This window comes from Pseudoalteromonas sp. NC201 (genome assembly GCF_002850255.1).
Classification (GTDB): Bacteria; Pseudomonadota; Gammaproteobacteria; order Enterobacterales; family Alteromonadaceae; genus Pseudoalteromonas.
The window spans coordinates 444,419-457,691 of sequence record NZ_CP022523.1 but is presented as its reverse complement, the minus strand read 5'-3'; the positions used below and the strand labels follow the sequence as shown (position 1 = coordinate 457,691).

Sequence of the window (13,273 nt, the reverse complement as noted above, 5' to 3'; positions counted from 1 at the left end):
AAAATAAACAAAATCAAAAACTTAAGATTTAGCGACCTGTAAGCTTAAGGACAGTTAATAAACGTCTATTTCTCACATATGCGGGAGCTTTGTCTACCTCCATACCTGCGTTCGCTTTGGTAAAATACTACCAAAGCGAACAAACCTTAGCGGCTGCTTGCTTTTTATCCAGCTTCATACCAAAATCAATGTAACCAATATTAGTTACTTACTTAAATGTAACCAAATTAAGTTACCTTTATGATATCAATACCTCAAGGTGCGGTGATCACAGCAGACATTGTCGGCTCACAGTCGCTGTCACAACTACAACTTACAAGGCTGCAAAGCGAGTTAAAGGATTACTTAGCTGAAATCGCGACTGCGGAGCAGGGCTATTATAGTTTTTACCGCGGCGACGGTTTTCAGCTTGTGTTGCCAGATGCTACGAAACTGTTCAATGTAGCATTACAGCTACGGTTGTTTTTAATTAGCCGACATAGCGATGCCAGACTCAGCCTCGCGGTCGGTGAAGTTAATATCACAGCAGCAGATTTATCAACCGCAACAGGTGCTGCGCTGGTACTTGCAGGCCGAGGGTTGGATGCAATTGGACAAGCAAGACTCAGGTATAACAATGGCAGCAATGCCCACTTTGCACTAAATCTGGCATTTGTGGATTTATTACTTTCGAACTTAACCCAAAAACAAGCAGAGGCCGCTTTTATTCATATTTCACACCCTAAGTTGAGCCATGCCGATATTGCAAAACAACTCAACACCAGTCGGGTGAACGTGACTAAATTACTCAATAGCGCACACTACACTTTATTAGATCAATTTTTAGCAATTGCACGCTCGCACCAATAGTCGAATGCTCAACACTTACATATCACGAGGTGGACTTAATGAACGAATGGCAAGTATTGTTATTGTGGTTAGTAATAGGCCACACAATCACTGACTTTTACCTCCAACCTATGAGCTGGGTGCATGACAGAAATACCCGCCACTATAAGTCCATCAAGTTGTTGTGGCATAGTGTGGCGCATGGCGGGGCTGCACTTGCAATCATCCTACTTTGGCAGTCGACTTTGTTTTGGGGAGTACAGTGGAATGCGCTGCTCTTTGCGCTAGCGGTAGGTATTAGCCACTATTGTATCGACTTAGCTAAATCCTATTCTAGCAAAGGCGTTATTCCTTTTGTGCTAGACCAATGTGCACATATCACTATATTAGTGACCGTCACTTGGCAAATTGCAGAGCCTGAGATTGCCCTCAGTGCCTTTACCAAGCCTTTTGCCAATGTCCAGCTGCTAATATTGGTTGTGGGCTATTTAATGGTATTGCATCCTGCATCGATATTCACCAGCATGCTGCTTGAGCGTTGGCAACTCAATAATTCCGCTCTTGATAGCCTGCCGCAAGCAGGAAGTTTAATTGGTCAACTTGAACGTGTATTACTACTGAGCTGCGTGTTACTGGATAGCTGGGCTGCTATCGGCTTTATTCTCGCCGCTAAATCGGTATTTCGCTTTGGTGATCTAACCCAAAGCCAAGATAGAAAGCTCACCGAATACGTGATGTTGGGCACGCTTGTCAGTGTGTTGCTGGCCCTTGTGGTCGGCGTCTTAATCAAACCATTTATGCCCATTCAATTGTAATTTAATCAATTCCGCGCCTTGACATTTAATCTAGGGCCTGTGTATCTTTCAAGTCTGTTTTTGCAGCAGTTTGATTGGTATTTATACAAGGCGGAGCCTGCGTAGCATAGTTATTCTATGTGAGTCAGGCGATAAAGACTTTGTGCTCCTGCAAAGTCACCTTACCCCACATCCTTGTGGGGCAACACAGAAGAAATGCTAATCAAGCGCTGCCCTTTGGGTTCACCTGAGTGCGCTTTGTTCATTGTTGCTCAACTTTTGCCTAGATTACTAGGCGGCAAGTCGAGCGTCGCGACCAAAACACACTCAGGAGAACAAAAGTCAAACAGCAAAGATCAACAGGCCCTTGTGCCTGCAAAATAAACGTAGGCACGATTTATCGCTAATTATTTGCCTCTATTCGTTTTATTTCCTCATTAGGAGTTGCCATCACAATGAATAACTAAGCCCTTTGTAACTGACGAACTTATTATTAATTTCCAGTGCAAGGCTTATGGTTATCTTTGAGGCTTCTCAGACCAATCTATAGACTCTCATTTTCTATTTTACTTTTTACCGCTTTTACGAGTCTTTGTGCCTTTAGCCTTTTGCACTGCTGCAACTAGGAGCATTAATGATGCCTTGGATACAGGTAAAGCAAGCAAACTTGACGCTTGCAAATGGTCAATGTTTATTTTGCGATGTCGACTTAACAATAGAGCGGCAATTTATTGCGATAACGGGCCCAAATGGGGCGGGCAAATCACACTTACTCAAAGTCTTATCCGGTGAACAGCCTCTAACCTCGGGCGAGCGACAAAGCCATGGAAAATGCTTCTATCTCCCACAAGATGCGACTAACCGCTTTACAACCGTTTCTGAACTACTCGGGCTTAAAGAGAAGCTAGTAGCACTGCATCGAGCCCATCAGGGGTTAGCCTCTGAGCACGATTTTGACTTAATCTCAGATGATTGGCAGTTAGAATCAAGTTGGCAAGCAACACTTGCACCGCTAGAACTCACTTTGGAAACCCCCTTTACAAGGCTTAGTCCAGGAGAGCGAATGCGTGTTTATATTGAGATACTACAATCTCAGCCTGCAATCCTATTACTGGATGAGCCGAGTAACCACATGGACAGCGTCAATAAGCACTGGCTAGCTGAGCAGCTAAAGCACCACAAACATGGTGTGGTTGCCGTCACACACGATCCTATTTTATTGGATGCAGCCGACCATATACTGCACATAAAACAGGGGGAGCTAACTCATCACTCGCTTGGATTTGACGCCTTCAGAGAGACACTCCTTCAAACTCAAGCTCGACAAAAACAACAACATTTGGCAAATCGCGCAGCACAAAAAGCACTTAAACAAGCCATGATTGCAGCGGATCTGCAACATCAGCGGCAGGCCAGTAAAGGAAAAGCACAAGTGCGCGCTGGTAGCCAAAGTAAACTGGTTACTGACTTTAAGTCAGACAGAGGAAGTAAGCGTCATGCCGGACAAACCCATAAAATTCAGCAAGCTCAAGATAGGGTTAAGAAAAATGCAGTTTACTATCGAGAAGACAAACAGCAGTTTCATTTTAATTCAGCTCTGCGAGCGAAAGAAAAGATCCGCTTATGCGAAGCCGAATTGTGCTTTGGACCAGAAAAGACAGTGAACCTTTTTGCGGATACAACACAAAAGCTCAGGATAATTGGAGAAAATGGCATCGGAAAATCGACCTTGCTTAAAACCCTTGCAGGTAAGCTAGAGTTAAAGCGCGGAGAAATCCAGCGCCCTACAACATCTGTTTACTTAGACCAGCACTGCGCTTGGCTTGAACAGGGCTCTTGCGTTTTAGACATTGCCGAGCGCTTACTTGACACGCCACATCAAAATATAATCACCAGTTTTGCAAGCGTTGGTCTGAGTCTAGATAAGATTTCAGGACCTATCACGAGTCTCAGTGGTGGCGAGAGAATGAAAGCGGCCATCGTGCTGGCCGTGCAAACGCAAGGCTTTTTACTGCTTGACGAACCAGATAACCATCTCGACCTTGAAGCACAAGAAGAGCTTGCTGCCATGCTCAATCAGCTTCCTTGTGGATTTATACTGGTCTCTCACAATGAGTATTTTTGCAGTCAGCTCAGTAAACTTGAAGCGATGAGGTTAATAACATTATGAAAAATTTACCAATTACTTTCTAGGCTAAGATAAAAAGGTTAAGAATTTCAGATAATTAATTTCTGGTTTGGGATTTGCATTTCTACCTCTATGCAACGTTTTGCCACTGGAGATAATGTGGACTGCAAGGATATTCGATCAGAGTTTCACGAATGTAATCGTTTAGAGGTTGCCAGAAAAAAGTGGGGCCGTGGTTTTTGCTATTTAGATACGGGCAACAACCCCATTCGCTCTAAGGTTATCAAAAAGCGAATAAAGCAGTTGGTGATCCCGCCGATGTGGAAGCAGGTTCAAATCAGCGCTTGCGCTTTTGATAAAGTGCAAGCCGTTGGTTTCGATAGCAAAGGCAAAAAGCAATATATCTATCATCCAAGTTATCAGCTCACCCAGCAACAAGCTAAATTTACCCGTATGGCTCAATTTGCAAAACAGCTACCACAAGCAAGAACGCGCTGTATAGAGCAATTAGAACACGATGATTGGAACCAAGAAAAAGTTGCTGCACTCGCTGTTATGGTGCTTGATTCCACAGGGATCCGTATTGGTAACCAACATTACTATCAACACAATGATACTTGTGGTCTAACCACGTTAAGGCGCAAGCACCTGAAACATAACGAAGTAGGGATAACTTTTGAGTTTCAGGGAAAACATGGTAAACAAAGAAAAGTTGACGTATTCGACGAACAACTTTGTCAGTTTATTAGTGAATCCGCCGTACAAACTGGCTACGGGTTATTTCGATATCATTACCAAGGGCGATGGCACGATTTAACCAGCGATGACGTCAACACGCAGATCCACGCGCTACACGGCCCACAATTTACTAGTAAGGATTACCGCACTTGGGTAGCTTCTCGGCTAGCGGTACAGTTCGCATTTGACGTTGCAACGGAAGTCGAAAGTAATCATAAAAAGCGTTTTGATACCCATTTAATCAAACGAGTAGCAAAGGCACTTGGCAACACTCCCAAGGTCTGTCGAGACTACTATATCCACCCTAAGCTCTTAAGCCATTTATGTGAACTCAGCCAAAATCAAACGGTTCCTGATTTTAGTAACGACTTTTGGCAGTTAGATGGCTCGCTCAGCGATTGTGAAGCTTTCATCGTGAAGGTATTAACAGAAGAAAAGGGGGAGGAAGGAACGCCTCCCCCTTTGGGCACTTAGTGGCGTCTCTGTTATGACCACTAAATTAAATGGGCTGAGACGACTGCACGTCTCAAACCACATGGGGACGATGGGTTAAAGCGGTAATACCTCAAGGGTAGTGACATAGCTGCCGGCACGCTTTGTGGCGGGTGCTTGTGCTTTGTCGTCTTCATATTCCACTTCAAACCAATACATGCCTGGCTCAGATAGTGTTAGCGTCACTTCACCTTTGGCATTCGTTGTATATTTGCTTGGTTGACTGTTATCACGGTACTTTTCATCCTGATGTACCACTATCACTTCTGCACCCTTTGCAGGTTCACCATCCATCGTATACTGCAAGGTAATTGGTTCACCGGTGTACAAATCATTAGGGTGAGTAACCGGGCTTAGTTCTAGCCCTTTGCCGGTTGGCTTAAGCGCGGTGTTATTTGGTGCGCCCAAAGTTACAAATACTTCTAATCGTCTTGCAACGTCGGTCACACTTAAATCTTTTGCCGTTTTTGGTACTTCTTTGTTAAAGGCTTCTACTGAGCCAACTTTGCCGCGTCCTGGCCAGTAATGCTTTTCACCGTTTTCATCAGTCCAGCGCGCCACCAGCGAGCGACTTTGATTAAACACTTTGTAAGTGCCTTGCTGATTGAGCTCAATGTCAAACACACTGCGATACTTAAGTTTTGCGGCGTTCTTAAACTCAACCTTGCTTCCAGAAGGAGACAGTGCAGATAGGCGCTCTAGTGGATAAGCATAATGATCTGGGTTAAAGATCCCATTGGCGATGGCAGCATCAAACGTGATCCATTCGCTGTCACCAGATACCACGGTGGTACTTGGCTTTATCCATACTCGGTGTGCTTCACTTAACGGGCTATATGCGGCTAAGGCAACTAAGACACCAGAAACTAACGTTGAAATTTTCACGATTAAGGCTCCATTGTTAAAATTGTTGTAGCGAGTTCAGATTTACCTTCTGCAATCACAGTGACAGGTGCAGTGATAGGTAAGGTCACTGGCAGTTTCAATACTTCACGACCTCCAAGCTCACGAGCAGCCTCTACAAACAGCGTGTACTCACCCGCAGGTAAGGCTTTAAACTCATCGCGCCAAGGGGTTAAATCAATCTTTGCCGTACCAGGACGCCTTGTAGCACCAGTCACGCCATCTACAGGCATGGATAGGCTACGACCGCTTCTACGCCACCAAAGGCGTAAGTCTTTTAACCACTTTTCACCCTCTTTATCGGCCATGTTAACGTCATACCAAACGGCAATATCGGCAACTCGCTGTTGCTTGCTGTCTGCCAGCCATACAGCTACATAAGGTGGGTGATATTCCGCAACGTTTAAGCGCGGGATCGTGATTTCAACTTCATCAGCTTTAGCGTGCGCGGGTACCATCAGCACTAAAACAGGTAATACAAAGCCTGCTGCTACGAGCGGCCAAGTCGACTTTCTTCCTCGAGAATGCTTGTATAAAAGCCATAACCCTGTGAGTGAAAACACTACACAAGCTACTGAAAACACATCAATAAACATACGCCATGCAAATCCTGTATTACGTCCTTTGTGAAGATCGTTAAGGTATGATACCCAACCACGATCCGTGATCTCTTGATAAAACTCACCGCTATCAAGGGCGATGCTAAACCAGCCATCGCCACCAGCTCTTGGCAGCGCAACATACAATTCGTACTCACTCCACTGCACTTGCTGTAGTGCAGATAACGCCGAGCCTGTGTGTGACTGATACCAAGATTGAAAGCTGTGTGGCAGCGCTGTTTGCTCTGCCGCCGCGTTAAGCTGGGTCAACAGAGCGCTTGGCAGCACCGCTTCTTTAGCATATGTAGTAGGTGCAGCTTCTATTTGGCTTGCGTGATTTAAGGTGATCCCAGTCACGGCAAACAGCAGCATTCCCACCAAACACACGGCAGAGCTCATCCAATGCCAAGTGCGCCAATCAAACAGCTTTTTAAGTCGCCGATTCGACGACTTAGTCGCTGAGCGAGCTCGTGTCATTAAAAGCTCCACGCCAATGAAGCCCAATAGCGACGACCATCTTCAAAGTAGCCGTATTCTGCTTCAGTAATTTCTTCATCGAAGAGGTTGTAAATCCCAAATCCAAGCTTAGTTGCTTCGTTCAGTTGATAATTTGCACCTAAATCAGTTAGGTTATACGAAGGTGCGACCAAGCTACTTTGCGAAGGCCCTGTTACAGGCTGGCTTTCTTCACCACGATAATGGAAGCGTAACCACGTGCTCAGCTCATCAGAATACTGATAATTAAGCGAAGTTTGGAACAGATGTTTAGGTAACTGGTTTAATGGACTACCAGCATACACTCCGGTTTTTTGCTCCGAATCTGTGTAGGTATAGTTTGCGTTAAGCTTTAGTTTTTCCGTCAATTGACCCGAGAAGCTAATTTCACCACCTTGGGTTACGGCTTCATCAACGTTGACATAGGTTGTCGGTAACGAGCCAAACTCGTTAGGGCCGTCCGTGCATTGAGTTAGTGGGCACGAAACCCGTGAAATTTTATCGTCAAACTCGTTATAGAATACCGTTGCTGAGGTGCTGATCCCTTTAGCAAGCTCAACGTATACACCTACCTCGTAATTAATTGAGGTTTCAGGGCTTAACTCTGGATTTCCATAAATATTGCCACCACGACTCACTTGGCCCCACGCCGCAGTACTTTGACGCAAGTTCGGCGCTCTAAAGCCGGTTGAGATCCCACCTTTAACCGTCACCGCCTCTGATGCAGTATAAACACCGTATAAGCGCGGGCTAACGTGGCCGCCAAAGTTACCGTCTTTGTCGTAGCGTAGGCCCATAGTCAGGGCAAATGGCTCAACGATGCGCCACTCATCCTCAGCAAATACCGACCACTGATCGTTGTCAACTTGCTGCAAATCACTAATGCGGTTACTGGTTTTGTCGGTCAAATCTTCATTAAGATAGGCAACACCGATTGAGCTAGTATGAGACTCGCCAAGCGGTAACGTCCAAAGAGACTGGAAGTCTACGTTTTTGACCGTCATCTCGCGGGATTTATTATCAAACTCTTCATGTTTTAGGTAACTACGAGAGCTACCAAATGACCAATAACCGTTATGCGTCAAAGAGATTGACTCACTATCGTATTCGGTTGTAGTGGACTCAGGACAACCACGACGGCCACACGGCTCACCTGGCGCAAGCGGTGCTACCGTTTTACCTAGCGTCGCATCAAGCGTTTGTGAAGCAATACCATAATCCAATAACCATTCGTGTTCATCTGATGGTGTATAGGCCAGTTTTACCTTCAGCGTATCTGCATCGCGACCTCTAAAGCCAGACACGATTTCGTCTTCATCTCTGTGCGTAGTTTGGCCGTAAATTTGTACCCCTAAGGTATCTTTGATTAGCGAGCCGGCAGCAAAGAAATTAGCCTGATAAATATCACCTGAGCGACTGTTTTCTTGGCTGGTGGCGTCAACTCTGACTTCTCCATGCCACTCGTCAGGCGTTTTTTTAGTGATAATGTTAATTACACCACCAATTGCATCAGAGCCATACAGCGAAGACATAGGTCCGCGCACAACTTCGATACGTTCGATGGCAGCAACAGGAGGCGTCCATGCACCTTCAACACCAGGGCCGTCACTATTTGGCCGAGTCTCACGCGAACTTTGTCTTTGCCCGTCGACTAAGATAAGCGTGTACTGACTGCCCATGCCGCGAAGGCTAATATCTTCCCTGTCTCCGCCTCCAGTTACTACAACTCCGGGAACATCTGTCATGGCATCGGTAAGGTCTCGATAAAAGCGCTGCTGTAGCTCCTCTTGGTTGATAACGCTAACAGACGCCGGCGCATTTTTTAGCAGTTGCTCAAATCCAGAAGCGGATACGACGATCACTTCCATCTCTTCTTTTATTTCTGATTTTGCATCACTTTGTGCAAGTGAGGAAAAAGGCAGGGCAGCTGCAACAGCTAAAGAGAGTGGCGCCAAACTACGACAGGCCATCAACATCGAGAAACCTCCATGATAGAATACAAGATAAATAACAATTATTTTCATTTGTAATGTTATGATGATTGCGTATTTTGGAGCAATGCGATTTTTCTTAAAGGTATTTTAAGCAAGGCTTAACAATGAATCAAAAATTGACTCGCGGACTTAAAGTGTTCGCCAAAACAGTAGAAGCGGGCAGTATGAGCAAAGCCGCTGACTTATTGCACATGACCACCTCAGCCGTTAGCCAGCAGATCAGTAAATTAGAGCAAGACATAGGCCTAAGTTTATTTAATCGTAATACTCGCAGCCTAACACTCACTGAAGCTGGTACTATCTATTACAAGTCCGCGATACAAATACTGCAAACCGCAGAACAGGCAGAGCATGAACTTGAGTTATTACAACATACGCCATCTGGCATATTGAAGATTTCTGCCCCCATCGGGTTTGGAGGAGGGCTACTCAGTATGCCACTGCGCTATTTGAGTGAACAGTTTCCACAAATAAAAGTCGATTTGATCCTGACTGACGAGCCCATTGACATCATTACTGAAGGTGTCGACTTGGCTATCTGTATAGGCCCTTTACAGGACTCAAACCTCATTGCTCGTCATCTTGCTGACTGGCAACTTATCCCCTGCGTTAGTTGCCACCATCCATTGGCACAACTCAATATATCGCACCCAGAAAGCTTAGCGCCTCACGCTTTGATTGGTCATTCGAGTAGCAAACAAAACCCCTATCATTTGAGCCATCAACAAACTCATCAGCAAGTGGCGCTGCCAACAGCACGTTTTATGGTGAATAATATGCAGGCTTGCATTCAGCTCACGCTAGATGGCATCGGCTATGGTGTTTTACCTGAACCAGAAATTAGGCACCACCTTTCATCAGGTAGACTAAAAAGATTGTGTACTGAGTGGTCATTAAGAGAATATAGTGTTTATGCCGTGACGCCACACCGCAATACTGTTGCAGCAAAAACAACCGCTGCAATTGAAAGCCTAAAAGAGTGGTTTACCCAAGTTTCCAACGACAGCCAAGTCTTTGTTGGCGACTTTAGTTTTATTTAACCTAAGTTTTGATTAGTAAAAAATAGCAAGCCAAATAGTTGGCTCTAAAGTGTCTGTGTAGCTTACTTTGTGCTTTTGGTGTGCGGGAATGTTAAGGCTATCACCCGCTTTTAAGGTTATCGTTTTACCGTCACCAAAGATTAGTTCAGCGCAGCCCTGCAACACCAGCACCCACTCGTTTTCATCTTGGTCATAATATCCAGAGCTAGGAGAGGTATGGCCGTTTGATACTATCCGTTCAATACGAATATTTGAATGAGAAAGTACCGTCTCAAAAACTTCTTCAGTTAAATCAGCAGGAATATCTTTTAGAAAGTTCATAAGCTTGAAACTAGGGCCTAGCAATTAGTCAAGGATAGAGAAATAATTTGCCGCAACAAGCACATCCATTTATCTAGTAGCGGCAAATTGGGAGAATGGTACAACTTGATCGATAGAAATGTTCAATACATCGCTCTCAATCTTTCAAAACAATCCATCAGGCGATTAGTGATACCAATTGAATTAATTCTCTAATCAATTTGAAGGGTGAAATAGCATATTAGCTTCGTTAAAAATTTCTCATTTAGAACAACTAAATAGCAAAATTTTTGCCTTGCTACTAAAGCTATTTCCCCGCTTCAAGATAGATCATTTACTTAATACAACTGGTATGAAAACCACCCAACTTTAGCGACTCCACTCGGACCTCTTGCCTAGCTGTACAGTCGCCATTAAAGTTACATAATTCAACAATATTTGTAAAATATAATTTAACATTAAATGAATAAGTTTGGAGTTTTCTAAAATCCCTTGAGTTCCACACGCCAAGGAGGGTCTAATCGATTTTCACCAGCCCAGTACAATTTTATCTTATTTCCTGCAGGATCAAACAGTATCGCTTCTCGCCACAGGTAGCGCTGTTCAGTCGGGAGCTGCTCAAATAAAATACCTCGAGTCTCTAGCTCTGAGACCCACTCATCTAACTGTTCATGTTCAAAGTAAATAACTGCACCATTGCTGATAGGGGGCACTTCTAGCGACAACGAGAAGGTTGCATTACCTTCAGGACATTCAAATCGAGCATAATGCGGCGTATCAACAATTTGAGTAAAGCCGAGCGTTCGATAGAATTGACAAGCTGCAGTCATATCATCGACAGGCAGCGTAACTTGATTGAGGTTCATGATTGTTTTTCTTACTACAGTGCACTTTTTAAACATTTTGCCTTAAACGTAAAAAAATACCAGCCTAGATTAGGCTGGTATTACAATCATCACATCTTAATGCAAGTTACAAAGCAAATGTTCTCGACACAGAAAGTACAATACGTTCATCTGCCGTATCCCAATCTAGGCTCGTATTTTCAGCCGCCACTTCAATATCAAACCCTTTAAATGCAGTTTGATAAGCAAGGCGATAGTGATTGTAAGATTTATCGTTACCATCCCACGTATATTTATCGCCATCCAATGAATTGGAGATATCAAAGCTTGCTCTTAGTGCATGACCTTCTGCAATTTCAAAAGTATGTGCTACCATCGCAATAGTGTGACCCGCTTCGGTACCAAAATAATCCCAGCTGTACCAGAAATTAAATTCGGTTTGGCCAAATTCACTGGCGTAACCAAACTTAGTATAGATCTCTGGATAGTTACCGTCGCTTGAGTTGTCACCACCATGATAAGAATAGTAAGCAATACCATAGTCAACGCTCCAGCTTTGGTTCAGCTCGACGAAGCGACCAACGTAAAAGTCCCACTCTAGATCTGTGTCACCACCAAAATCGACGTTAGACGCCCAGCTTCCAGCATATACACCGTTTGAAAAGGCTTTATCTATACTGCCTTGTAGGGCTGGGTCATTTTGCGTTTGACTCACACCGTTAAAGGTATAATCAGATACACCCGTTAGGGTTGCAGACCAGTCTGCCGCCGCATAGTTAGACGCGAGTAAAAGTGGTAGTGCACAAAGTGTTTTCTTTAAGGTTGTCATGTAGTTGTATCCCTAGTTTACTGATTCAATTTTTCTAAAGTCGATAAGGTTGTCTTTTGGCGAGCTATCAATCTTGCTCACAGTTTTGTATTTGCTATAAGCAATGTAACCAAAACATGAGAAGAACAAGCCTATAACTAACGCACCAACCCATTGGATCTGTAAAAAGTTTAGTTTAAATAACAGCGTAAGCAGTGATAACGCCACGATATTAAATAAAATATAGTTTCTTTTTCCTAAACGGCTAACTGTAAGGTTTAGGTTGTCTGTATATAGGCGGATCAAAGAGTCGAGTGAGTTAATTACAAACACCACGCCAACGAAGACCATTGCAAAGTTTTTAATACCCGCAGTAGGGATCCCAGCCTCATGGTAGTGATAAAGCACACTAAACCATGCAGCGATTGGAATAGACGGGAAAATCAACATCGCCGCTAGCACTTGATAGGTTTTCAAGCCACCGACAAAACGCGATGTGAATTGCCCTATCATGATGCTCCACGCAAACCACCAAAACAGATAAAACTCGTGATAGTCATTCAGTGGCAACACAAACTGATCTAAATTGGTAAAGTAACCGCCGATCAGTGCCAAGTTGTTGGTATAGCTCGACATTGAACTGTCACCAAAGACAAACGCTGACGCCCACATAAAGGCGATTAAACCGATAAAGACCCATGTTGTCGTGATGCTTAAAAAACGCACGTACTTAAGGCTAGTGCTTGAGTAAACCGCAAAAGCAATCGCCGCAAACACAATCAGATAGAAACTAGGAATAATCGACTCACCGTCGCCTAAACTGGGTAAATACCAAGGTAGATTAGACAACAATAAGAATGCAGTAAACGCACAAGTACCGATAATAACTAGGTTATTAATGAATTTAACCCAAGGAATTTCAAAGAATTTTACCTTGGGCTCTATTACGCAGAAATAAAAGCACGTAAGAAAGTAGAACCCCCAGATTAAAAATCCCCAAAAACCAAACTCTATGGCCAGCGGATTAGTAAATGCATACTCTGGGCTTGCTTTTATGTCTGCGTAACCCGCAAACTCCGTAAGCGGAAACATGATGAGGCCAACATCTAGGCCAGAAGTAAATAAGATTGCAATAAAAGTGAACGTTCTAACCGGTGTAACACCAACGCACTGTAAATTCCCCCACTTCAATAAGATAAAGGCAATTGCCAATAGGGTGAAAATGATGCCTGCACTAAGCCATACTGTCATTGTCACCCTCCCAAAATTGATAGAAGTAACTCATTTTTTCTCCGTTGTTTTTATTTAC

12 protein-coding genes are annotated in these 13,273 nt (G+C 44.0%); 5 read left to right on the top strand and 7 right to left on the bottom strand.

The genetic code is table 11. The features are described 5' to 3' along the window. The first annotated feature begins 240 nt into the window (after positions 1-240). From PNC201_RS19895 to PNC201_RS19875, 4 genes are all read left to right on the top strand, one after another. Entirely contained in the window at positions 241-849 is a 609-nt protein-coding gene (locus PNC201_RS19895; RefSeq protein WP_102058163.1) for a hypothetical protein, read from the top strand. 38 nt (positions 850-887) lie between these two features. Next, on the top strand, positions 888-1,643 hold the full coding sequence (locus tag PNC201_RS19890; RefSeq protein WP_102058162.1) for a DUF3307 domain-containing protein: 756 nt from the start codon (positions 888-890) through the stop codon (positions 1,641-1,643). A 613-nt stretch (positions 1,644-2,256) separates the two neighbouring features. Beyond that, positions 2,257-3,792 (top strand): ATP-binding cassette domain-containing protein, encoded by a 1,536-nt coding sequence (locus PNC201_RS19880; RefSeq protein ID WP_233525294.1) that lies wholly within the window; start codon positions 2,257-2,259, stop codon positions 3,790-3,792. A gap of 117 nt (positions 3,793-3,909) precedes the next feature. After that, complete coding sequence (locus PNC201_RS19875) at positions 3,910-4,962, top strand: DNA topoisomerase IB (RefSeq protein ID WP_158299144.1); 1,053 nt, start codon at positions 3,910-3,912, stop codon at positions 4,960-4,962. Between the two features lie 75 nt (positions 4,963-5,037). On the opposite strand, the gene PNC201_RS19870 is transcribed toward PNC201_RS19875, so the two are convergent. Genes PNC201_RS19870 through PNC201_RS19860 form a run of 3 tightly spaced genes read right to left on the bottom strand, consistent with a single transcriptional unit; the run spans position 5,038 to position 8,953 of the window. Next, on the bottom strand, positions 5,038-5,865 hold the full coding sequence (locus tag PNC201_RS19870; RefSeq protein WP_102058160.1) for a DUF4198 domain-containing protein: 828 nt from the start codon (positions 5,863-5,865) through the stop codon (positions 5,038-5,040). Positions 5,866-5,867: 2 nt separating this feature from the next. After that, complete coding sequence (locus PNC201_RS19865) at positions 5,868-6,959, bottom strand: PepSY-associated TM helix domain-containing protein (RefSeq protein ID WP_102058159.1); 1,092 nt, start codon at positions 6,957-6,959, stop codon at positions 5,868-5,870. Beyond that, positions 6,959-8,953, bottom strand: coding sequence for a ligand-gated channel protein (locus tag PNC201_RS19860; protein WP_102058158.1), 1,995 nt, complete (start codon positions 8,951-8,953; stop codon positions 6,959-6,961). The genes PNC201_RS19865 and PNC201_RS19860 overlap by 1 nt, the downstream gene beginning before the upstream one ends. 122 nt (positions 8,954-9,075) lie before the next feature. Here PNC201_RS19860 and PNC201_RS19855 point away from each other — a divergent pair, with 122 nt between their 5' ends. After that, entirely contained in the window at positions 9,076-10,011 is a 936-nt protein-coding gene (locus PNC201_RS19855) for a LysR family transcriptional regulator (protein ID WP_102058157.1), read from the top strand. 12 nt (positions 10,012-10,023) lie between these two features. Here PNC201_RS19855 and PNC201_RS19850 read toward each other — a convergent pair whose 3' ends face one another. From PNC201_RS19850 to PNC201_RS19835, 4 genes are all read right to left on the bottom strand, one after another. Further along, entirely contained in the window at positions 10,024-10,332 is a 309-nt protein-coding gene (locus PNC201_RS19850; RefSeq protein WP_102058156.1) for a cupin domain-containing protein, read from the bottom strand. Between the two features lie 461 nt (positions 10,333-10,793). Further along, positions 10,794-11,177 (bottom strand): VOC family protein, encoded by a 384-nt coding sequence (locus tag PNC201_RS19845; protein ID WP_102058155.1) that lies wholly within the window; start codon positions 11,175-11,177, stop codon positions 10,794-10,796. 106 nt (positions 11,178-11,283) lie between these two features. Continuing rightward, positions 11,284-11,985: a TorF family putative porin gene (locus PNC201_RS19840; protein WP_010605551.1), complete on the bottom strand. Its 702-nt coding sequence runs from the start codon at positions 11,983-11,985 to the stop codon at positions 11,284-11,286. A gap of 12 nt (positions 11,986-11,997) precedes the next feature. Next, positions 11,998-13,215, bottom strand: coding sequence for a choline transporter (locus tag PNC201_RS19835; protein WP_102058154.1), 1,218 nt, complete (start codon positions 13,213-13,215; stop codon positions 11,998-12,000). Between the last annotated feature and the right edge of the window lie 58 nt (positions 13,216-13,273).